General features: G+C 64.6%; 25 protein-coding genes and 2 tRNA genes. 13 read left to right on the top strand and 14 right to left on the bottom strand.

Going from position 1 to position 21,384, the window contains the following annotated elements:
* Positions 1-29 precede the first annotated feature (29 nt).
* Positions 30-1,691, top strand: coding sequence for an FAD-binding dehydrogenase (locus AC25Z0_RS03470; RefSeq protein WP_488132320.1), 1,662 nt, complete (start codon positions 30-32; stop codon positions 1,689-1,691).
* 80 nt (positions 1,692-1,771) lie between these two features.
* Here AC25Z0_RS03470 and AC25Z0_RS03465 read toward each other — a convergent pair whose 3' ends face one another.
* Positions 1,772-2,452, bottom strand: coding sequence for a DUF8185 domain-containing protein (locus tag AC25Z0_RS03465; RefSeq protein ID WP_488132319.1), 681 nt, complete (start codon positions 2,450-2,452; stop codon positions 1,772-1,774).
* 69 nt (positions 2,453-2,521) lie between these two features.
* Between AC25Z0_RS03465 and AC25Z0_RS03460 the strand changes: the two genes are divergently transcribed.
* Both AC25Z0_RS03460 and AC25Z0_RS03455 read left to right on the top strand, forming a co-directional pair.
* On the top strand, positions 2,522-3,403 hold the full coding sequence (locus AC25Z0_RS03460; protein WP_488132318.1) for an acyl-CoA thioesterase: 882 nt from the start codon (positions 2,522-2,524) through the stop codon (positions 3,401-3,403).
* A complete protein-coding gene (locus AC25Z0_RS03455) occupies positions 3,400-3,906 on the top strand; it encodes a QcrA and Rieske domain-containing protein (protein ID WP_488132317.1) in 507 nt (168 codons plus the stop codon). Before AC25Z0_RS03460 ends, AC25Z0_RS03455 begins: the two co-directional genes overlap by 4 nt.
* 61 nt (positions 3,907-3,967) lie before the next feature.
* Here AC25Z0_RS03455 and AC25Z0_RS03450 read toward each other — a convergent pair whose 3' ends face one another.
* From AC25Z0_RS03450 to msrA, 5 genes are all read right to left on the bottom strand, one after another.
* A complete protein-coding gene (locus AC25Z0_RS03450) occupies positions 3,968-4,489 on the bottom strand; it encodes an acyl-CoA thioesterase (protein WP_488118858.1) in 522 nt (173 codons plus the stop codon).
* Positions 4,490-4,500: 11 nt separating this feature from the next.
* Positions 4,501-6,183: an energy-dependent translational throttle protein EttA gene (gene ettA / locus AC25Z0_RS03445; protein WP_488118857.1), complete on the bottom strand. Its 1,683-nt coding sequence runs from the start codon at positions 6,181-6,183 to the stop codon at positions 4,501-4,503.
* 5 nt (positions 6,184-6,188) lie between these two features.
* Positions 6,189-6,695, bottom strand: coding sequence for a DUF6993 domain-containing protein (locus AC25Z0_RS03440; protein ID WP_488132316.1), 507 nt, complete (start codon positions 6,693-6,695; stop codon positions 6,189-6,191).
* 34 nt (positions 6,696-6,729) lie between these two features.
* A complete protein-coding gene (gene ssb / locus AC25Z0_RS03435; RefSeq protein WP_488132315.1) occupies positions 6,730-7,353 on the bottom strand; it encodes a single-stranded DNA-binding protein in 624 nt (207 codons plus the stop codon).
* Positions 7,354-7,579: 226 nt separating this feature from the next.
* Complete coding sequence (msrA, locus tag AC25Z0_RS03430) at positions 7,580-8,104, bottom strand: peptide-methionine (S)-S-oxide reductase MsrA (RefSeq protein WP_488132314.1); 525 nt, start codon at positions 8,102-8,104, stop codon at positions 7,580-7,582.
* 17 nt (positions 8,105-8,121) lie between these two features.
* On the opposite strand from msrA, the gene mgrA reads away from it, so the two are divergent.
* From mgrA to AC25Z0_RS03410, 4 genes are all read left to right on the top strand, one after another.
* Positions 8,122-9,123: an L-glyceraldehyde 3-phosphate reductase gene (gene mgrA, locus AC25Z0_RS03425; RefSeq protein WP_488132313.1), complete on the top strand. Its 1,002-nt coding sequence runs from the start codon at positions 8,122-8,124 to the stop codon at positions 9,121-9,123.
* Positions 9,124-9,132: 9 nt separating this feature from the next.
* Positions 9,133-10,104, top strand: a complete 972-nt coding sequence (locus AC25Z0_RS03420) for a DMT family transporter (RefSeq protein WP_488132312.1) — start codon at positions 9,133-9,135, stop codon at positions 10,102-10,104.
* Between the two features lie 98 nt (positions 10,105-10,202).
* Entirely contained in the window at positions 10,203-10,454 is a 252-nt protein-coding gene (locus AC25Z0_RS03415; RefSeq protein ID WP_488132311.1) for a hypothetical protein, read from the top strand.
* Between the two features lie 80 nt (positions 10,455-10,534).
* The gene (locus AC25Z0_RS03410; RefSeq protein WP_488132310.1) at positions 10,535-11,269 is read left to right on the top strand and encodes a hypothetical protein; all 735 of its coding nucleotides are present in this window, start codon (positions 10,535-10,537) and stop codon (positions 11,267-11,269) included.
* A 61-nt stretch (positions 11,270-11,330) separates the two neighbouring features.
* Here the strand turns inward: AC25Z0_RS03410 and nadE are convergent, their stop codons facing one another.
* Entirely contained in the window at positions 11,331-12,152 is an 822-nt protein-coding gene (nadE, locus tag AC25Z0_RS03405; protein WP_488132309.1) for an NAD(+) synthase, read from the bottom strand.
* A 120-nt stretch (positions 12,153-12,272) separates the two neighbouring features.
* On the opposite strand from nadE, the gene AC25Z0_RS03400 reads away from it, so the two are divergent.
* Positions 12,273-12,345 (top strand) — tRNA-Arg (locus tag AC25Z0_RS03400).
* 100 nt (positions 12,346-12,445) lie between these two features.
* Here the strand turns inward: AC25Z0_RS03400 and AC25Z0_RS03395 are convergent.
* Both AC25Z0_RS03395 and AC25Z0_RS03390 read right to left on the bottom strand, forming a co-directional pair.
* Positions 12,446-13,192, bottom strand: coding sequence for a DNA alkylation repair protein (locus AC25Z0_RS03395; protein ID WP_488132308.1), 747 nt, complete (start codon positions 13,190-13,192; stop codon positions 12,446-12,448).
* Between the two features lie 67 nt (positions 13,193-13,259).
* The gene (locus tag AC25Z0_RS03390) at positions 13,260-13,520 is read right to left on the bottom strand and encodes a thioredoxin family protein (RefSeq protein ID WP_488132307.1); all 261 of its coding nucleotides are present in this window, start codon (positions 13,518-13,520) and stop codon (positions 13,260-13,262) included.
* A 109-nt stretch (positions 13,521-13,629) separates the two neighbouring features.
* On the opposite strand from AC25Z0_RS03390, the gene orn reads away from it, so the two are divergent.
* The 5 genes from orn to AC25Z0_RS03365 all read left to right on the top strand — a co-directional run bounded on the left by orn (position 13,630) and on the right by AC25Z0_RS03365 (position 17,477).
* Positions 13,630-14,250 carry an oligoribonuclease gene (gene orn, locus AC25Z0_RS03385; RefSeq protein ID WP_488118846.1) on the top strand — a complete coding sequence of 207 codons (621 nt, stop codon included), beginning with the start codon at positions 13,630-13,632 and terminating at the stop codon, positions 14,248-14,250.
* 46 nt (positions 14,251-14,296) lie between these two features.
* Positions 14,297-14,372: transfer RNA gene (locus tag AC25Z0_RS03380), tRNA-His, on the top strand.
* 51 nt (positions 14,373-14,423) lie between these two features.
* Positions 14,424-14,774 (top strand): metallopeptidase family protein, encoded by a 351-nt coding sequence (locus AC25Z0_RS03375; RefSeq protein WP_488132306.1) that lies wholly within the window; start codon positions 14,424-14,426, stop codon positions 14,772-14,774.
* 33 nt (positions 14,775-14,807) lie between these two features.
* On the top strand, positions 14,808-16,067 hold the full coding sequence (locus tag AC25Z0_RS03370) for a D-alanyl-D-alanine carboxypeptidase family protein (RefSeq protein ID WP_488132305.1): 1,260 nt from the start codon (positions 14,808-14,810) through the stop codon (positions 16,065-16,067).
* 114 nt (positions 16,068-16,181) lie between these two features.
* The gene (locus AC25Z0_RS03365) at positions 16,182-17,477 is read left to right on the top strand and encodes a D-alanyl-D-alanine carboxypeptidase family protein (RefSeq protein WP_488132304.1); all 1,296 of its coding nucleotides are present in this window, start codon (positions 16,182-16,184) and stop codon (positions 17,475-17,477) included.
* 56 nt (positions 17,478-17,533) lie between these two features.
* Here the strand turns inward: AC25Z0_RS03365 and AC25Z0_RS03360 are convergent, their stop codons facing one another.
* Genes AC25Z0_RS03360 through AC25Z0_RS03340 form a run of 5 tightly spaced genes read right to left on the bottom strand, consistent with a single transcriptional unit; the run spans position 17,534 to position 21,372 of the window.
* Entirely contained in the window at positions 17,534-17,806 is a 273-nt protein-coding gene (locus AC25Z0_RS03360) for a hypothetical protein (protein WP_488118842.1), read from the bottom strand.
* Between the two features lie 9 nt (positions 17,807-17,815).
* Positions 17,816-18,427, bottom strand: coding sequence for an AAA family ATPase (locus tag AC25Z0_RS03355; RefSeq protein ID WP_488132303.1), 612 nt, complete (start codon positions 18,425-18,427; stop codon positions 17,816-17,818).
* Positions 18,414-19,199: an energy-coupling factor transporter transmembrane component T family protein gene (locus AC25Z0_RS03350; RefSeq protein WP_488132302.1), complete on the bottom strand. Its 786-nt coding sequence runs from the start codon at positions 19,197-19,199 to the stop codon at positions 18,414-18,416. The genes AC25Z0_RS03355 and AC25Z0_RS03350 overlap by 14 nt, the downstream gene beginning before the upstream one ends.
* The gene (locus AC25Z0_RS03345; RefSeq protein ID WP_488132301.1) at positions 19,196-20,740 is read right to left on the bottom strand and encodes an ABC transporter ATP-binding protein; all 1,545 of its coding nucleotides are present in this window, start codon (positions 20,738-20,740) and stop codon (positions 19,196-19,198) included. The genes AC25Z0_RS03350 and AC25Z0_RS03345 overlap by 4 nt, the downstream gene beginning before the upstream one ends.
* Positions 20,740-21,372: an ECF transporter S component gene (locus AC25Z0_RS03340; RefSeq protein WP_488132300.1), complete on the bottom strand. Its 633-nt coding sequence runs from the start codon at positions 21,370-21,372 to the stop codon at positions 20,740-20,742. The genes AC25Z0_RS03345 and AC25Z0_RS03340 overlap by 1 nt, the downstream gene beginning before the upstream one ends.
* Positions 21,373-21,384: the final 12 nt, after the last annotated feature.

Raw genomic sequence — 21,384 nt, 5'->3', positions numbered from 1 at the left:
CACTAACCATTGCCGACAAAGGAGTCGCGTTGAGTACACCCGTAACCGAAGCAGATGTCATCGTCGTTGGCGCAGGCCTGGCCGGCCTTGTCGCGACAGCCGAACTCATTCGAGCCGGCAAACGCGTGATCGTGGTGGAACAGGAACCGGCAGCCTCATTCGGCGGTCAGGCCTGGTGGTCGTTCGGCGGGCTCTTCCTGATCGATTCACCAGAGCAGCGCCGCATGAATGTTCGCGACTCGCTGGCACTGGCCACCCAGGACTGGTTCGCCAGCGCCGGCTTCGATCGCGAAGAGGATGCCTGGCCCAAGCGCTGGGCGGAGGCCTACCTCAACTTCGCCGCCGGAGAGAAGCGCGCCTGGCTGCACGAGAAAGGCGTCCGGTTCTTTCCGGTCGTCGGCTGGGCTGAGCGGGGCGGCTACTCTGCCCTCGAGCACGGCAATTCAGTCCCGCGCTTCCACATCACCTGGGGCACCGGTCCAGGCGTCCTTGCACCGTTCATCGCCGAGGTGCGCGACGGCGTCACGGCCGGGCTCGTCACCATCCGGCACCGCCACCGCGTCGATGGCCTCCTCGTCGACGACGGCACCGTCGTCGGGGTGCGCGGCAGCGTGCTCGCGCCGAGCACCGCGGTGCGGGGAGCCGCAAGTTCGCGCGATGTCATCGCCGACTTCGAGCTCCGCGCGGCGGCCACGATCGTCACCAGTGGCGGTATCGGCGGCAACCACGATCTCGTGCGGAAGCAGTGGCCGGAACGACTGGGCACTCCCCCGAAAACCATGCTCTCCGGCGTTCCAGCACATGTCGACGGCCGCATGCTCGGCATCGCGGAGGGAGCGGGCGCTCGCCTCATCAACGGCGACCGGATGTGGCACTATACGGAGGGCATCACGAACTGGGATCCGGTGTGGGCCGCACACGGTATCCGGATCTTGCCCGGCCCGTCGTCGCTCTGGCTGGATGCAACCGGTAAGCGACTGCCGGTGCCGCTCTTTCCAGGGTTCGACACCCTGGGCACCCTCGAGCACATCCAGCAGACCGGGCACGACTACAGCTGGTTCGTGCTGACGCAGAAGATCATCGAGAAGGAGTTCGCACTTTCAGGCAGCGAGCAGAACCCCGATCTGACCGGCAAGGACCTGAAGCTGCTCGCCAAACGGGTCACCCCTGGCGCTCCAGGGCCGGTAGAGGCCTTCAAGCGCAACGGTGCGGACTTCGTGGTGGCGGACACCCTGCCGGAGCTCCTGGCTGGCATGCAGCGCCTCTCCCCCGATGTCGTAATCGATGCTGCTCGGGTCGAACAGGAGATTCGCGGGCGTGATCGTGAGCTCGACAACGACTTCTCCAAGGATGCCCAGATCAATGCGATCAGGCAGGCCAGGCGCTATCGGGGCGACAAGCTCATTCGCGTGGCGAGCCCGCACAAGCTGCTCGACCCGAAGGCCGGCCCGCTCATCGCCGTCAAGCTGCACATCCTCACCCGGAAGAGCCTCGGCGGCATTCAGACTGACCTGTCAGCGCGCGCGCTCGGCGCTGACGGCCGTCCAGTTCCCGGTCTCTACGCGGCGGGAGAAGCGAGCGGCTTCGGCGGTGGCGGCGTGCACGGCTACCGGTCGTTGGAGGGCACATTCCTTGGCGGATGCCTGTTCTCGGGCCGCACGGCAGGCCGAGCCGTCGCCGCGGCGGTGTAGGCGGTCGATCCAAGACCGTCGACCCGCACGCGAGCGGCGTGCGTGCTGACGCGCCTGAGCGCGTCAGCACCCACGGCACGCTAGGAGTTCAGCGACCATGCCTTACGCTTCACCAGGATGTGGCCGCGACTCGTGCTGAGCCTGGTCCAGGTACCGGTGTCGAAAAGTTGAACGGGGTCGTCATCGGCCAGGAATCCCAGGCTGAATGCGGCGAACCCTGCGCCGGCCGGAACGTGGTCGAGCGTGTCGATGGGCCGGCTCCACACGTCTGAGCGCACCCGCTGCACGAGCTGCTCGCCCGTTCCGGCGGGGATCGCGTTGGCGACCTCATCGATTCCGGCGCGTGCTGCGGCTTCGAGCGTCGCGGCATCCGCTTGACCGAGTGGCTTCCAGCCGCCCCTGGGCGGTGAGATGCCGGCCCAGGTCACCGTGTTCACCTGCAGGGGAACGGAGATGGTGACAGGCTCGTCTGATTCTTCGCCGTCAAGGGTCTGCAAGCGGGCGACCCGGTCAAGCAGCGACCGCACCGGTACAACGACGTCGAGGTCAACCGGCTCGCTCAGCGCGAAGGTGCGCAGGCCGAGAACGGTGGGGCTCGTGTCGAGCAGGCCGCGGGGATACAGGATCGCCGTGTAGACGGCGAGCACGCCGGCGGCCGAAATCAGGCGCACCGAACCGTCCTCGACTCGGCTGGCACGCGACAGGTATACCTGAAGGTCACGGAGGGAGAGGGAATCTGTAAGAGAAAATGACTGGCTCATCTGGTTCTAAACTACCAAGGTAAAGTTGGCGTTCGCGCAGCGTCGACTGCGCACGCCTGAGGAGACACCATGCACGAACCGCTTGACGCCCTGCTTGCCGCCCTTGACCTCACGGATACCGGCGCCCGAACCAGCGAGGATATCTTCACCGGGCCCTCCCAGTGGATGCCGCTGGGGCGCGTTTTCGGCGGCCAGGTGCTCGCCCAGTCGCTCATCGCAGCCATGCGAACGGTGCCAGACGACCGGCACGTTCACTCCATGCACGGCTATTTCCTGCGTCCTGGCGACGTCAACCACCCGATCACATTTTCGGTGGATCGCATTCACGACGGTCGTTCGTTCGCCACTCGTCGCACCCAGGCGTACCAAAACGGTGTGCCGATCCTGTCGATGATCGCCTCATTCCAGGATGACGACGAAGGCCTCGAGCACCAGATCGAGATGCCCGCAGACCTTCCCGGTCCAGAATCCCTGCCGACCGCCGCAGAGACCCTGTCGCAGGTGGACCACTCCATCGCCCGGTATTGGGCAACGGAACGTCCCTTCGACATCCGTCACGTGCCGTCGCCGATCTACCTGTCTGTCGATGGTGAGCGCACTGCTCGCCAGGCCGTGTGGATGAAGACCATCGGCCCCATGCCAGACGACCCCGACCTGCACCGCGCTGCCCTCGCCTATGCGAGCGATTACTCGATCATGGAGCCGATCATGCGCCGCCACGGTGTGCCGTGGGCCGCGCGCGGCCTCAAGGTTGCGAGTCTCGACCACGCCATGTGGTGGCACCGCTTCGGCCGGGTTGATGAGTGGATGCTCTATGTGCAGGATTCGCCGTCGGCCCAGGGTGGCCGCGGTCTTGCGACAGGACGCATCTACAGCAAGGATGGCGTTCTGCTCGCCTCGGTCGCCCAGGAGGGCATGATCAGGGTGCCGACCAATCAGGAGAAGCCATGACCGACGCGACACAGATTCATCGACGCACCATCCTGCTCGGCACCGGCGTCGGGGCGGCAATTGTTCTGGCCGCCTGCGCGAGCCCTGAGCCGAGCCCAGGGACGAGCCCCGGGTCAGGTACCGGCAGCGGCGCCGGCAGTGACGCTGGCTCGGAAACCGCCACAGCCACGACACCGCCCAGCGCCTCAGACGGCGCAACGGGCGAGCCTTCCGGCACGGCCATCGCGAAACTTTCCGACATTCCGGTCGGCGGTTCTGTTGCTGCAGAGCTCGACCGGGAACCCATCATCATCTCGCAGCCCACCGCGGGCACCGTCGTTGCCTTCAGCGCCATCTGCACGCATCTGGGCTGCAAGGTGGCGCCCGCCGCGAAGGGGCTCGACTGCCCGTGCCACGGTTCGCGCTTCAATGCGATGACCGGAGAAGTCATCAACGGCCCTGCCACGTCTCCGCTGCCGGCCGTGCCTGTCAGCGTCAACGGTGAGGACGTCGTCGCCGGCTGATCGGTGTCGCTTGCGATGTCGGCGAGTATCGACCACGAATGCAGGCGCAAGCGCAGCCCTACTAGTGCCGCTTGAACTCGATCGGTTCGTCAAGGTACGGCGTCCAAGCCGCCCGTTCCGTCTCGCTGATCCTGCGCGGACGCGCACTGGCGGCATCGACCAGCACGATCGTGGTGTTTGCCCTGGCGTATTTCACGGCAGGTTCAACACCAACCGGCGACCAGACCTCGTAGCAAACATCGAGGCTGGCACCGCCCAGCTTGCCGAGCCACAACCGGATGTCGATCGGCTGCCGAAGATAGGGCACCGGCGCCAGGTACTCGATCTCCTGGCGTGCGATCAGCGTGAGCGTATCGGCGCCCGGACGGCCGTCGAGCACAGCAGTGCTGGCGCCGACGGCCGTTCTCTCAGCGATTCCTGGGCGGTCACCGGTGTCGAAGAAAACAGAACCGTTCTCTTCGTCCGTCAACCAGAATGCCTGGATGCGCGCCTCCTCGAGGAGGCGCAGCATCTCAGCATTGTTGACGTGCCCATAGGCATCGAGGTCAGACCAGCGAAGCCGAATGGGCACGTGCAGTTTCATCGGCAGGCTGCTTAGTCGCGCGTCAGCTTGCGGTACGTGGAACGGCTCGGCTTTGCTGCATCCGGACCGAGGCGTTCGATCTTGTTCTCCTCGTACGCCTCGAAGTTGCCCTCGAACCAGTACCAGTTGCCCGGGTTTTCTTCGGTGCCTTCGTACGAGAGGATGTGCGTCGCGATGCGGTCGAGGAACCACCGGTCGTGAGTGATGACCACGGCACAACCGGGGAACTCAAGAAGCGCGTTTTCCAGCGAGCCCAGGGTTTCGACGTCGAGGTCGTTAGTCGGTTCGTCGAGCAGCAACAGGTTGCCGCCCTGCTTCAGGGTGAGGGCCAGGTTCAGTCGGTTGCGCTCTCCACCGGAGAGGACGCCAGCCTTCTTCTGCTGGTCTGGGCCCTTGAAGCCGAAGGTCGAGACGTAGGCACGCGACGGGATCTCGGTGCGGCCGACCTGGATGTAGTCCTGGCCGTCTGACACCACTTCCCACAGGGACTTGTTCGGGTCGATGCCGCCACGACTCTGGTCGACATAGGAGATCTCGACCGTTTCACCGATCTTGAGCTCACCGCCGTCGAGCGGTTCGAGTCCGACGATCGACTTGAACAGCGTGGTCTTACCCACACCGTTCGGGCCGATGACGCCCACGATGCCGTTGCGGGGCAGGGTGAAGCTGAGTCCGTCGATGAGCACGCGGTCATCGAACTGCTTCTTGAGCTTCTTCGCGTCGATGACCTGCGCACCGAGGCGCGGGCCGACGGGAATGACGATCTCTTCGAAGTCGAGCTTCCTGGTGCGCTCTGCTTCGGTGACCATCTCTTCGTAGCGGGCCAGACGGGCCTTCGACTTTGCCTGGCGGCCCTTGGTGTTTGAACGCACCCAGTCGAGTTCCTCTGCGAGGCGCTTGGACAGCTTGGCGTCCTTCTTGCCCTGGACCTGCAGACGTTCCTGCTTCTTCTCGAGGTACGTCGAGTAGTTGCCCTCGTATGGGTACAGGTGGCCGCGGTCGACCTCTGCGATCCATTCGGCGACGTGGTCGAGGAAGTACCGGTCGTGAGTAACGGCGAGCACAGCGCCCGGGTACTTGGAGAGGTGTTGCTCGAGCCACAGCACGCTTTCGGCGTCGAGGTGGTTAGTGGGCTCATCGAGGAGCAGGAGGTCGGGCTTCTGCAGGAGGAGCTTGGTCAGTGCGACGCGACGCTTCTCACCACCAGACAGGTTTGCCACCTGGTAGTCGCCCGGCGGAGTACGAAGTGCGTCCATGGCCTGCTCAAGCTGCGAGTCGAGGTCCCATGCGTCTGCGTGGTCGATCTCTTCCTGCAGCACGCCCATTTCGGCGAGCAGGGTGTCGAAATCAGCGTCGGGCTCTGCCATCGCGGCGGAGATCTCGTTGAACCGGTCAAGCTTGGCCTTGATCGGGCCAACGCCTTCCTGCACGTTCTCGAGCACGGTCTTGGTCTCGTCGAGTTCCGGTTCCTGCATCAGGATGCCGACGCTGAACCCCGGCGTGAGTTTTGCCTCACCGTTGCTCGGAGTGTCAAGGCCGGCCATGATCTTGAGAATGGTCGACTTTCCGGCGCCGTTGGGGCCGACGATGCCGATCTTGGCACCGGGGAAGAACGACATTGTGACGTCGTCGAGGATGAGTTTGTCGCCGACCGCTTTGCGGGCGCGGACCATCTGATAAATGTATTCGGCCATAGTGCCTACCAGTCTATTTGGCGCGTCGCCCCTACGAGACACGTTCCGGTTCCGAGGAGGGGCGCAACCATGGTGTGCAGGCCGTCGCTGGCCGGTCCAAACTGGCCGATGAGGCATTCGCCGTTGAGCTGAACGGAGAATTGCACCGAGTCTGCGGCGAGGTCGATGGAGGTCCGATCGGGCGTGACCTGCATAGCGGCCTTGTCGAATCCGCCTGCGACCAACGCATCGACGAATGCACGGCCACCCGCGTTCGAATCATCCGCCGCCACCTGTGCGGCGAGTGAGGTGAAATACGCCAGGTTGTCGGCGGCACTCTTGTCGGGGGCAAACGCCAGCGGAGTCTTCACCGGTGCGGGTGTCTTCGTCGCGGATGGCGAGGCGGATGTCGGCACGTTCGGCTCTGGGGAGGCCGAGCATCCGGTCAGCATGATCGCCGCTGCGATGGCAATGGCGGCTATACCGCCCGCGCCAGTGCGAGGGCGACGACTCTCTCTCCGAAGCAGGCGCACGCTTGTCCTCCCCTGGCCACACCCTGCAGCCTGCCTACGAGTCTAGGGTGGCGAACCCTCCGGCTCCTGACGGCAGGAAGCCATCCGCTCGCGTGCCTGAATCAGTCTCCTCGTCAGCCTCATCGAACGCGGCGGTCTCATCGAACTCGGCCGTCTCATCAGCATCCCCGGCCACGCCGAACTCAGGTGGGCCGCCAACCTCGTGCGACCCGGCGAACCCGCGGGACTCGGCGAAATCTCCCCGTGCGGTGTCCGCGGTATCGCGATTCAAGGAGGCCCCGTTCCCAAAGCCGAGTTCGCTCCGCACGGAGGGCACCGCGGCCGTGGTGCACCAGCGAAGGTCGTGACCGACAGCGTCGGCATCCACTTCGACAGTTGTGCCTTTGCGGCCGTCTTTCTCCCAGGTCTTGATTCGAATCCTGCCGGTCACAACGACGTGCTCGCCCCTGTTGAGGGAATTGACGATGTTGAGCGCCAGGTCTCGGTATGCCGAGACGGTGTACCAGTTCGTGTCGGTCGACTCCCAGGTGCCTGTCGTGCGATCAAACCTGCGTTCCCCAGATGCCAGCCTGAAATCGGTGACCGCCAATCCCGCACCGGTCACCCGGTGATCCGGCTGCGTACCCACTATTCCCCGGAGGGTGATCATGTCGTTCATTGCGTCTCCCGGCACTGGTGTCTGCCGGATCGTTCGACCCGGCGCCCTCGCGCAAAACGGATGTCCACGCGCACAGCCCGGGATCGACCACTCGTGCCAGTTTCGTCGTCCCGGGCTGCGTGCAAGCAGTCTCGATCAACGCGTTGGCACCCAGTCTCGCGGCCCGGTGATCCGTGGAATTGACCGCATTGGAGCGCCTGTTGAGGAGCCGGTCAGCGTTTCGGCATCAGGCGACGATGTAGTCGGAGTACGACTTGCGGATCTTGTTCACCTTGGGAACAGCGACGGCCATGCAGTAGCCCTGACCAGGGTTCTTCGCGAAGAAGTCCTGGTGATAGTCCTCAGCAACGTAGAACTCGCCGAGCGGTTCAATGGTCGTGACGATGGGCTTGTCCCACCACGATGCGGCACGTTCCTTCGCGGCCTCGAAGAGTTCTCTCTGCTCGTCGGTGGCGTAGAACATCGCTGAGCGATACTGCGTGCCGACATCCGCTCCCTGTCGATTCAACTGGGTGGGATCGTGCAGCGTGAAGAAGACATCGAGGATGACGCGTGCCGGGATCACAGCCGGATCAAACGTCACGGCAACCGCTTCTGCATGGCCGGTGTTGCCCGTGCACACCGCCTCGTAGATGGGATTCGGATCGATGCCGCCCGTATACCCGGACACGACATCGCTGACCCCGCGAAGAACGCGGTAGACCGCGTCGAGACACCAGAAGCACCCGCCTGCAACGACAAAAGTTTCCACCGTCATAGAGTAACCCCATGACATTTGAAGCTGCATCAGATCGCTATGACTCAATGACGTACCGCCGCACTGGTCGTAGCGGACTGAAATTACCCGCCCTCTCACTGGGGCTGTGGCACAACTTCGGTCACGAACGACCCAGCGAAACCCAGCGCGCCATTCTGCGCAGGGCCTTCGACCTTGGCGTCACCCACTTCGACCTGGCCAACAACTACGGTCCCCCTCCCGGATCGGCCGAGACCAACTTCGGTCGCATCTTCGCCGAAGATTTCCGTCCGTACCGCGACGAGATCATCGTGTCGAGCAAAGCCGGCTACGACATGTGGTCTGGCCCCTACGGCGAGTGGGGTTCGCGCAAGCACGTGCTGTCGTCCCTCGATGCCAGCCTGAACCGTCTCGGCCTTGACTACGTTGATATCTTCTACTCTCACCGGCCAGATCCTGAGACGCCCATTGAAGAGACCATGGGCGCCCTGGCAACAGCCGTCAAGCAGGGCAAGGCGCTCTATGTCGGTGTCTCGAACTACAGCCCTGAGCAGACACGTGCCGCGGCAGCCGCACTCGCCGAGCACAAGATTCCGCTGCTCATTCACCAGCCGCGTTACTCGATGTTCCAGCGTCAGCCAGAGGACGGGCTCTTCGCTGTTCTCGAAGAGCTGGGCATCGGCAGCATCGTCTTTTCCCCGCTTGCCCAGGGCCTGCTCACCGACCGGTACCTCGGCGGTTCTGTGCCGACGGACTCGCGTGCCGCGACCAGCCGCTTCCTGTCGGAGAACGCACTCACCGACGAGTACATGGAGCGTGCGAACGCGCTGAATGAGATCGCGGCAGGGCGCGGCCAGTCCCTCGCGCAGCTCGCCCTCACCTGGATTCTGCGCCAGAGCGCCGTCACCTCTGTGCTCATCGGCGCCAGCAGCGTCTCCCAGCTCGAGCAGAACGTCGCCGCCCTGAACTCGCCAGCCCTGAGCGCGGATGAGATCACAGCCATCGAGCCTTTTGCCGTGCACGGCACGGCCTGAGTCTGACGAGTGGGCTACCTCTACGCGCTGCTCGCGTCTCTCCTGTTCGGTCTGAACGGCAGTACCACCAAACTCATCGTCGAATCCGGGATCTCTCCTGCCCAGTTGACGTTTGTGCGGGTCACAACGATTGCCATCCTGTCTGGTGCGATCCTGCTGTTCACCAACCGTCAGGCGTTTCGGATCAGCCGCAGGCAGCTCATGGTGATGGCCTTCCTCGGCATTGCCGGGGTCGCGCTCATCCAGTGGTTCTACGCGCTCGCTATCAGTCTTTTGCCGGTTGGCATCGCCCTGATGTTCGAGTATTCCGGCATCCTGCTGGTTGCGATCGCCGCCCGGTTCCTGTTCAAGGAGCGGGTCAAGCCGCGAATCTGGGTGGCGATCGCGGCCGTGCTCGTTGGCATGGCGGTCGTCGCCCAGGTCTGGGCAAGCACGCTCAACGGACTCGGCGTGGTGTTCGGCATCCTGGCGGCGCTGTGCCTCGCGGTGTATTTCCTGGTCGGAGAGCGACAGGTCACCACGACATCACCCCTCGTCGTGTCGTTCTGGTCGATGCTGTTTGCCAGCGGGTTCTGGTTGCTCTTCAGCTCGTGGTGGAAGATTGACCCCGCGCTTCTCGGCCACCCCATCGCCCTCGGCGGGTCCCTTGATGAGCTGACGGCGCCGCTCTGGGGGCTGCTGCTCTGGAACGGAGTGTTCGGCTCGTTCGCGCCATACCTGCTGTCGTTCATGGCACTCGGCAGGCTGACCGCGACGGCGGCAGGGATCGTCTCTGCGTCTGAAGTGATCTTCGCGTTCGCTTTTGCGTTTCTGTGGCTCGGCGAAACTCTCAACTCCGTCCAGGCCATCGGGGCCGTCCTCGTGCTCATCGGCATCGTGGTCGCGCAGACGGCCAGGACCAACAAAGTGGTCGACCTCGACCTGGCCAGCCAGCACCTCGCACTGCACGACAGGCGCGCCCACGACAGCCCCCTCCCGTAACCGGATCTCCCCCGGTGCAACACGCCGCTCTCACTGTCAGTGGCTGCCCGTAGCCTGAACTCACATTCACTCGGCCGGCTGACATTGGGAGGTTCCACATGAGAGTTTCACCCACACGCGCACGCACGCCTGCCCGCCGAGGCTACCCGGTGTCCCCCGAGCTGATTCGCGTCAAAGACGGTCTATGGCGAGTCGCAGACGCGACCGGCGCAATCCTCGGCCACATCGAACGGCGAGCGGATGCCAGGGGCGACCGATTCCTCGCCAGGCGCGTCACCACCGCGGCACGCACGATGGAGCTCGGCGCTTTCTGGCGCATTGACGACGCCACCGACTGTTTCCGCTCCTGATCAACACGCCAATTTCGTGTCTGGAGGCGCGCCGCCCAAACTCCCCGTGAACGGGGGTGGACGCCGGTAAAGTTCCGCACATGCAGTGGTGGAATAATTTCGTTGACTGGCTCACAGCAGCCAGCACACTTCCGGTCTTTTATGGCGCGATCATCGTTGTGATCGCCATCGTGGTCGCCAGCGTCCTGTCTGCGTGGATCGCGGGCGGAGCGATCCGTCGCCTCATCAACCAGCGCGATCGCGAGCAGCGGGCAGCGGCCATTGGCGCCCTTGTCGATGCCGCAACCGAGGCATCCGTGTGGAACTCGCTGACCCCGCAGGAACAGGTCATGGCCGATCGCGCTGTCGGCCAGGCCGACATCCAGGTGCGACTGCTCCCGATCAAGGGCTCAAGCATTGCCGCCAACTGGGCTGCCCACCAGCTCACGGAGTTCAAGCGCACCTCGGCCACCTTCGGTTACCAGCTGGAGCCGGCCGTGCTCGAATTCCGCGATCGCCTGCTCGACTGGCAGCTGAAGCCCTCTCGCGCCCGCAAGATCTTCCAGGCCGACCTTGACCGCTGGAAGATGCAGAGCGCCATCCCCGAATCCAAGGTCCTTGCCGAGCAGGACGCGTGGGTTGCCAAGCAGCACCATGACCAGTTCGCGACTCCGCTGGCCTCTGGCGCCGCACCGGTGGCATTCACCCGTGACCCTGCCTACCCATCGACGGAGACCCAGCGCCTCCTCGACGACGTGCAGGCACTCGAGGTTCGTCCGGTGGCCACAGCCGCTCCCGAGACCGACGCCCAGCCGACGCCCCTCACCAGCAACTAACGAAGCGGCCGTACCGGTCGGCATCTGCCGAACGGTACGGCCGAACGACAGACGCCGTACGTCAGCGCCACCAGGAATCTGCTGGGGATGCTGGGGTGCGGCGTTTGTGTTCGGTCGCGAGGTAGCGCTGCTCGATGGCCTTCGCCACCTCGGCGTCGATCTCGTGCCCCTCGAGGAAGGCGTCGATGTTGCTGTACGTGATGCCGAGGTTCGCCTCATCCGTCTGGCCAGGGTTGCCGTCGAGCAGGTCGGCCGTCGGCACCTTCACGTAGAGGCGCTCCGGCGAGTCCAATTCCATCAACAGCTGCTTGCCCTGGCGCTTCGTCAGACCGGACAGCGGCAGGATGTCTGCGCCGCCATCACCGAACTTGGTGAAGAATCCCGTCACGGCTTCTGCGGCGTGGTCGGTGCCGACCACGAGCAGGCCGTACTGGCCGGCGATCGCATACTGGGCGACCATCCGGGCGCGCGCCTTGACGTTTCCCTTGTTGAAGTCGCTCAACTCCTCACCGGTGGCGTCAGCGAACTCGGCGTCGATACCGTCGACGCCGCGTTGGATGTTGAACGCGATCGAACGCTCTGGGCCAATGAACGACAGCGCCAACTGCGCGTCGTCTTCGTCGTGTTGGGTGTTGTACGGCAGCCGCACCGCGATGAACGTGCATGGCGTGCCTGCAAGAGTGAGTTCTTCCGTGGCCAGCTGGCACAGCCGCCCAGCCAGCGAGGAGTCCTGTCCGCCGCTGATCCCCAGCACGAGCCCCTTGGCGCCCGTCGTGACGACGTAGTCCTTCAAGAAATCGATCCGGCGACGGATTTCCGCGGCTGGGTCGATGGTCGGGGCAACGTTGAGGTCCGCGATGATTCGCGCCTGGAGTTCTCGCATGTCTCGAATCTATCAATCCGTTGCCTCGCACGGGTTACAGGCATCTCCGGAAACTCCCCCGGCCGTCGAGGATGACCCTGCGCGAGACGCACTGGCCGCTCGTAATAGAATTGGCCTGCCGCCTCCGTAGCTCAGGGGATAGAGCAGGAGCCTTCTAATCTCTTGGTCGCAGGTTCGAATCCTGCCGGGGGCACCCAATCAAGCGTTCCACCGTCGTTCCACCGTGCGGCCGCCGCATGCAGACGGATGCCGGTGAACGTCCCACCGCCACACCTCGTTGGCGCGCCAGCGCCTCAGCCGGTTCGCGCCGCAAGGTAGTGCGTGCGCGTCTGCTCGTCGAGATGCTCCATGGCGAAGCGCAGCGACACGCGCGGCATGGTGGCCGCATGGTCGTCAAGAAAGGCGAGCAGGCGGGGTCTGTCGTGGTCACCGGCCGCACGCAACACGGCGCCGATGGGCTTCTGCACCATGTCTTGCGAATCGCCAAGCAGCAGCTCGGCTATCGCGTACGCATCGTCGAGGTCTCCCCCGCGCACGAAGGCGAGCGTGGCGAGCATCGCGGTTCGGCGCTCCCAGAGCGACTCCGATTCGGCCAGGCGGTACAACACGTCGCGGGGGTGATCGCGCAGCCAGCCGCCGACGACGTCCCACGCACCGAGGTCGACGAGATCCCAATTGTTGATGCGATCGTGTCGGCGCAGATAGAGCTCATAGAGGTGCAGGCGGGTCTCCTCGTCGACCTTCTTCGCCTTGGCCTTGTTCGCCATGATGCGCAGTGCCCCTGCCCGCGCCTCATGGATGTCCTCATCGAGCAAGGCTTCGATCTGCTCGAGAGGCAGCTCGGCATACTCGGTGGCCAGGGCGAACACGGTGCCCATCCGCACGCCGATGAACACGTCACCCTCTGCATACTCTCCGGCGCCGAACTTGAAGTACCTGTCGTACTTCGCGCGCTCCGCGTCGGACTGCTCCCGCCAGAGCGCTGCGACAAAGTCAGAAGCGGTCAGCCGAGGAGCGGGATTGAGCAGTTCGTCACCCATGAGCTGCATTCTGCCGCCGATTGCCCATGCAGGCACGGGGTGCAGCCTGAAACGACTTCAGCGGGCCTCACACGGCCTTTGCCGCCGCAACCAGCACCTGGGCGAGCGTCGGTACGCCAACCGCCCTGAAAACCTCGCTGCCGTCGTCGCTCGTGACGATCACCGTCGGCGTCGAGCGGATGGCAGCAGCTTCGGATTCCTCGCTATTCAGGGCCACATCGACAACGCGCACATGGGCGCTCGGCACCAGGCGCTCAACCTCGGCGAGCACGGTCCTGGTTTGGATGCACGGGTCACAGAACGACGACGAAAATAGGGTGAGCTCCACGGGAAATCCTTTCAACGCATCCGCTTGCACCGATCACGGTGAACCGACCCTTCCAGTCTAGATACGCTCGAGAAGCTGGCGCGTCATGGGCCCCCGGTAGACTCCAACCATGACAAATAGCAGTGACCGGTTGGTTTGGATCGACTGTGAGATGACCGGGCTTGACCTGAAATCTGACGAACTCGTGGAGATTGCGGTGGTCATCACCGACTACGACCTCAACATCCTCGACCCCGGCATCAACATCGTGATCAAGCCGGATGACTCGGCGCTGGAGAACATGGGCGACTTCGTGCGCAACATGCACACCACGTCGGGATTGATCACGGAGATCCCGAATGGCGTCAGCGTCGCGGAAGCCGAATACAGCGTGATTGAGTACATCCTCAAGTTCGTTCCTGCAGAGCAGAAGGCTCCCCTGGCCGGGAACACGATCGGCACCGACCGTGGATTCATCGCGCAGTACATGCCGCGCCTTGATTCGCACCTGCACTACCGCAACGTCGACGTGTCGTCGATCAAAGAACTTTCGCGTCGCTGGTACCCCCGCGCGTACTTCAACTCGCCCGCAAAAGACGGCGGACACCGAGCTCTCGCAGATATTTTGGAATCAATTCGCGAGCTCGCTTACTACCGAAAAGCCGTATTTGTCGCGGATCCTGGGCCCACAAGCGACCAGGCAAAGGCCATCTCAGCCGAGGTTGTGTCCACGTACGGTCAAAAACTGTAATAGTATTCTTGAGTTGCCTTCGACCGAGAGGAAGAAAGCAAACATGGTGGGTATAGCTCAGTTGGCAGAGCGCCTGGTTGTGGTCCAGGAGGTCGCGGGTTCAATCCCCGTTACTCACCCCAATGAAGTCCAGCGTCTCCAAAGTTTAGAAATAAATCAGGAGGCGACAACGGATGCTGCAGGTCGATTCAGAAGAATTCGAACGACTCGTCGTAGATGAGCTCGATCTTCTTCCAGACGAGATGGTCGACGGACTCGACAACCTCATCTTCGTCGTCGAGGATCGGCCAGAAGACGGCACACTCGACACGCTCGGACTGTACGACGGTGTCGCGCTCACGGAGCGCGGCCAGTATGGGTTCGGCGAGATGCCAGACCGCATCATCCTCTATCGGGAACCGTTGCTCGACGTGTCCGCCGATCTGGGTGAACTGCGCGATCAGATTCACATCACCCTGGTGCACGAAATCGGTCATTTCTACGGAATAAATGACGATAGATTGCACGAGCTCGGCTGGGCCTGACCCCCTGGTCGCCCTGAGGGTTACCCTGACGCCATGAGCAGCTTTCACCTTGGCCGGGTCGTGGGAATCCTGTGCGTCTCGACCCTCGTCCTGGCCGTCAGCATCTATGGGTCGGCCATCCTGATCGGCCCGCTCCCGGCTGCCACGGCAACGATGGAGTCCCCCGTGCCAGCCGCATCCAACCCCTCGCCGCCCGCGCTGCCGACCGCGGGAGCCAGCGCTGTCATAGCGCCAGGCGCCTTCGCGCCCATCGCATCCGCTGGCCAGCCTGGGCCGCTGCCGATGGCATCCGCTACAAAGGTCGTCACAGCGCTCGTCGTGCTTGACGCACACCCACTGGAGCCAGGCGAAGACGGCCCTGCCATCACAATCACCGAAGAGGATTTCGCCGACTACGCCTACTACGCAGCTGACGGAGCCAGAAATGTCGCGGTGATCGTCGGCGAAACCTGGAGCGAGCGCGACATGCTCCAGGCCATGATCCTCGGTTCAAGCAACAACCACGCCGATCTCCTCGCCCGGTGGGCTTTCGGTTCCGTGGACGGTTATCTCACCGCGGCGGCAGCGTGGCTTGCCGCGCACGACCTCACGGGTATCACCGTTGTTGACACCAACGGCTTGCACGACCAGAGCGCAGGCACGGCACCCAACCTCGCTCGGCTCGCCAGCCTCGCCGCATCCGAACCAGCCATCACCGAGATGCTCGCGGACCCGGCAGCAGCCCTCGCCGATATGCCAGGAGTGACGAACACGACCTCGTTCCTGGCGAACGAAGGCGTCACGGGCATTTCACTCAGTAGAACGGATGCCGCTGGCGTCTGTTTCCTGTTCACCGCCACGGTGTCCACCACGCCTGTGGGCGACGGAGACGGCGTGTACAGCTTCGCCGGAGCGATCATCGGCCAACCGGATTACGACGCGCTCACCGTGGACCTGACGGCCCTGATGGCCAGCGCGCGCGCCGGGGTTGGCACAGTGCCGATCCTCACGGAGGGCGACAGGTACGTCACGTTCGACACCCCATGGGGCGACACCGCCTCTGGCGTAGTGGCCACGACCAAAAGTCGGCTGGGATGGTTCACGGGCCGGTTACCCAGGCCGGAGGTGACTTTGGACGACATCGCCACCGGCGGTCCGGGGGACCCGGTAGGAAGCGTGACCGTCACCATTGGGGACGACGAGATCTCCTCCCCCCTGATCCTCGACAGCACGCTCACCGATCCGGGACTGGGCTGGAGAGTGACGAACCCGCTCCCGGTTGTCGGTGCGCTCATCGACTCGCGCAGGGACTGAGCCTGCAGGGACCAACACTCGCGGGTCACCCAGCCGTCACATTTCTCCGGAATCATTGACGACAGGCTGCACGAGCTCGGTCGGGCCTGACCTGCACCTTGTTAGCCTGATGCCATGAGCAACTTCCGTCCTGGCCGATTCTTCGGCATCCTGGGCGGAACAGTCCTGATCCTCGCACTCGGCGTCTACGGCCCTGCGACCCTGATCGGCCCGCTGCCCGCAGCCACCGCGACCATGGTCTCCCCCGCGTCGACAGCGGCCAATCCCTCGCCGCCGGTGCTGCCTGTCAACGGAACCAGCGCCGTCATCGCTCCTGGCGCGACGACGCCCATCGCCGTCGGCGGCCAGAGTGAGCCGCTGCCCATGGCATCCGCTACGAAGATCGTCACGGCACTCGTCGTGCTGGACGCCCATCCGCTCACCGTCGGCGACGACGGGCCAGCCATCACGATCACCCCAGATGACTTCGCCGACTACGTCGCGTACAACAGGGACGGCGCCAGAACCGTCTCGCTGTTCATCGGCGAGACCTGGACCGAGCGTGAGGTTCTTGAGGCCATGATCCTCGGGTCTAGCAACAACCACGCCGACACGCTCGCACGGTGGGCGTTCGGCTCTATCGACGCATACCTCGCCGCCGCCGCTGACTGGCTCGCTGAGCACGATCTCACCGGCATCACCGTCGTCGACACCAACGGCCTGCACGACGACAGCGCAGGCACCGGAACCGACCTCGCGCGGCTGGCCGCCCTCGCGGCCTCCCAACCGCTCATCAACGACATCCTCGCGAACCCGGCATCCACCCTCGCCGGCGTGCGTGGTGTGGAGAACACCACCTCATTCCTCGCAGACGAAGGGGTGACCGGCATTTCACGCAGTTATACGGATGCCGCCGGCGTCTGTTTCCTGTTCACCGGCACGGTGGATCTCACGGGAACGGTCGACCTCACGGCGACGGCCGGCTCTGGCACTGATGGCGCTGGAGATGCCATGTACAGCTTCGCTGGGGCGATCATCGGCGAACCGGATTACGACACGCTCACGGCTGACCTGACGGCGCTGATGGCCAGTGCCCGCGCCGGGGTCGGCGCCCTGCCGATCCTCGCGGAGGGCGAGACATACGTCACCTTCGACACTCCATGGGGCCAAACGGCGTCCGGCGTCGTTGCAACGCCCAAGACCGAGGTGGGGTGGCTCGCAGCAGCGACTCCGGCACCTGATATCACCGTCGATGCGATTGCGACTGGACGGTCGGGGGCACGGGTCGGGCGCATTGCTGTCGCCGTTGGCGAGACGACTGTCTCGTCTCCCCTGGTTCTCGACGGGTCATTGACCGATCCGGGGCTGGGCTGGCGACTGCTGAACCCGATCCCGATGATCGGTGCACTCATCGACTCCCGCTCGAACTAGGGCGAGCCGGTCGGGTCAGCTCACACAGCAGCCCACGCAGCGGCCTACGCACCCCGTTACGGGTATTCGAGCTCTTCGTCTTCGTCAGCGGCCACAGGGTCGCTGTCGCTGGCATCGAAGGAGTAACGCACGTGCAGCTCTCCCTGCACATCCCTGCTGTCGACTTCGTCGTACCAGAACACGGATTCCAGACCTTCAACGGCAGCGATCATGCTGATGCGCGGTTGGTGCTTTCCGTGCAGGAAGACGCGCGAGTCAACCTGCCCTTCGAGCGGACCGTCGATGAACTCTGCAATGTAGCGAGTGGCTTCTGAGTCAGGACTTGTCATGGCACCAACCTAGTCCCGAGCGGACTCGACTGCACCCGTTGAATACAGGCGGGCTGTCGCCAACTCCGTGGGATTCTCGCGGAGGCAGTACGTGTCCCACTCGTCTTGCCACTGGTCCCAGTAGGCGTCGAAAGCGCCCCCGTCGCGCAGCAACGCGCGCTCCTTGCGTGAGTGTTCATCGGCATCGAGCCAAATTCGGATGTCGCTGACAGGCGCGTTCGCGCGGGCCAGTGCGCCACAGCCTTCGACGATCAGCGGCCGTGCAGCATCGACCGGATGCCACTCCGCTGCGGTTCCCGTCGTCCAGTCCCAGCGCTGCCAGCCCGCAGGCTCGCCCGCACGCCGCGGGCGCAGGAGTGCTGCGGTCACCTGTTCGGCGGCGGCATCCAGGCCGTTCCAGCCAGGGTAGATGTCATCGAGCCGCACCAGCTGGGGTACCGCGGCACCCCGCCAGGTCGCGACCAGATAGTCGGCCAGCGTGCTCTTGCCTGCCCCGCTTGGTCCGTCGATGAGAACGACGGCACTCGCCCCTGCCTCCGAAATGTCGTGCTGAATCCGGCGGACAGTTGCCGACGGCGTGAGCCACAGGGGCGGGGCAGCCTCACTTTTAACCGAGAACAAAGTTCCAGCTTCCGCTCGCGACTGCGGCCGTCACGGCGATGGCCGCGACCAGCCCGCCGATGCCGACCAGGCCCCATTCCCTGGCCCCGAACGTCGATTCACGTGCCCAGCTGCGGGGGGTGTCTCCCCCGAACCCGCGCGCTTCCATCGCCGTTGCGAGCTTGCTGCCGCGCCTGATCGAGAGCACCAGCAGGGCAAATGCCTGGCTGCCGAGGCGGGCAAGCGCCCAGCCGTCAGCCACGCCACGTGCCCGCCTGGCCAGTTCAAGCGCACGCCAGTCTTCCAGGAACAGGCCGACGAGGCGAAGTCCGGCGAGGCCGCCGAGCACGAACCGGGCGGGGAGCTTGACGACCTGGCCAAGGCCGTCGGCCAGGTCCGTTGGGTCGACTGTGATGAAGAGCACGACGGCGGGCAAGCCGATGGCCAGGATGCGAAGCAGCGTCGCAATGGCCAGGTCGAGTGAGCCGTCAGTGACCTGCACAAATCCGAATGACCAATACACGGTGCCGGATGCCTGTCCGTAGAGCAGCGTCGTCAGCGCCGCGGCCGGAGCCGCGATCCAGATGGGCAGCGTGCGCAGCATGAATGTCTTGAATGAAACACCAGCGAAGAAGAAGAGCACGGCCTCGCAGGCCAGCGCAACCGCGGCGGAGACCCAATCAATGGTCAGCACGAGCACACCGGCCAGGAGCAGTGACGCGGCGAGCTTGGCGACAGGGTTGATCCGGGTGATGGCCAGGTCAGCTCGTTCCGGCGTGAGGATGTCCGTCATGTCGCCGACCTCGCAGTGCGCAGGGGGAACGGCGATCCAGCGTCCGACCGTGACGCAGGGCTGGTGCTCTCCAGGGTGAAGACGCGATCGGCCAGCGCCTCGATCAGGTCGGCATCGTGCGAGACCGCGATGATTCCGGTTCCCTCGTCGGCCAGACCGGCCAACAGCCCCACGATTTCCTGCCAGGTGCGGAAGTCCTGCCCGAAGGTCGGCTCATCGAGAACCAGCAGCTGGGGTTGGCTGGCCAGCACTGTCGCGACAGAGAGTCTGCGCTTCTCTCCCCCGGAGAGCGTGAACGGATTCGCCTCCGCAAGGTGCGATAGCCGGAGCCGGTCCAGCAACTCACCGGCACGTGAGTCGATGAGTGCCTGGCCGAGCTTCAGCCGGCGCGGACCGACGGCGAGCTCCGCCCGCACCGTGCTGGCCACGAACTGGTGTTCCGGATCCTGAAACACCGTGCCGATCCGCGGGAGCAGTTGCGTGGAGGACCACCTGATCGGTTCGGCGCCCGCCCCGTCCGCAAAGGACGACGAAGCGAGCACCCGGCCGGCCGGCGGCTTCAGGAGCCCGGCAATGGTCAGGGCAAGCGTCGACTTGCCGACGCCGTTCTCCCCGGTGATGAGCTGCACTTCACCTGCGGTGACGCTCAGGTCGATTCCGCCTTGAACGATCACGTCTTTCGTGCGCGCGATCGACAGGGATTCGCACGTCAACAGCGGCTCGCGGCGTGCGCGTTCCGCGAGAGGACGACGGGTGAGACGCGGATGCGGGATGCCGGGCACCCAGACGCCGCTGGCCGCGAGGCGTTGGCCCTCTGCGCCCAACACGTCGTCCGGCGTGCCGTCAGCCACGACGCCGGCCCCGGCATCCAGCACGATCACCCGGTCGACGAGGTCCTGCCAGACCGAGACCCTGTGCTCGATCACGATGAGCGTGGCGTTCGTGCGCTCCACGACACGCGCGACAGAATCACGCACCTCGCGAACGCCCGACGGATCGAGATTGGCCGTTGGTTCATCGAGCAGGACGAGTCCCGGTTGCATGGCGAGTACCCCGGCCAAGGCCAGGCGCTGCTTCTGGCCCCCTGACAGCCGTGATGTCGGGTGGGACAGGGGCAGGTCGAGCCCGACCAACTCCACAGCGTCGTTGACCCTGCGCCAAATCTCGTCGCGTTCCACGCCGAGGTTCTCGCAGCCGAACGCAACGTCGTCTCCGACGCGGGCGAGGATCACCTGGGAATCAGGGTCCTGGAGAACCAGGCCTGCGACTCCGCGCCGTGCCCGAGGGTCGAGGCCGTCGAGGCGAAGCTCTCCGCGCTCCTCGCCCTCCTCATCGCCCCCAAGCACACCGGCCATGGCCTGCATGAGCGTCGATTTACCGGCACCGGATGTGCCGAGCAGGAGCACCTTCTCCCCAGGCTCGATGTGGAAGTCGACCCCGGACAGCGCCCAGGCTGCGCGCCCGGCATGGCGCCAGCCCCAGCCACTGGCCTGCACGGAGACGCCAGCGCCCTTGTTGGTGGGGTGATTCAACCTCGTCATCACACCAACTTCCCGGCCTCCCTGCCGGAAGCGAAGCGGCTCAGGGCGCCGGTGCGAGCCAGGCCTCTGGCGGCCAGCCAGGACAGGAAGCCGGCGATCACCGCGCCGGACACGATCGCGGACACGGTGTAGATGGTGGCGAAGATAGACGCAGATCCTGGGTACCACAGCACCAGGTCATTGATGGCGAGTGCGAGCCCTGCGCCTGCGCCCGCGAGAACGGCGACATAGACCCGGTAGTTGGCGTACAGGAACAGCGCGAAGACGAGCTCCGCACCCAGTCCCTGCACGATCCCGGAGACGAGCGTGAGAGCTGCCCATTGGTTGCCGACGAGTGTCGACACCACTGCAGCCAGCAGCTCGGTGTAGATGGCCGCGCCCGGTTTGCGGATCACGAGGCCGCCGAGCACGCCGGCGAAGAGCCAGCCGCCGCCGAGGAGCGCCTGGAGGCCTGGAAGCACCGGTTGCAAGAGTCCGCTGAGCGGATTGGATGCCTGGTTCCAGATCACGAAGATGAGACCGCTGGCGACGCCGATCACACTGGCAACGACGATGTCGACGACGCGCCATCGATAGCTTCTCGTCGGGTTTTTAGCGCCGGGGACAGCCTGGAGGGTGGGTGATGAATGCACTGATCGTGCCCT

It is taken from the genome of Leifsonia sp. Y862 (assembly GCF_057669585.1).
Note: the sequence above shows the minus strand (reverse complement) of the source record. Positions and strands in the feature narration are given on the sequence as shown.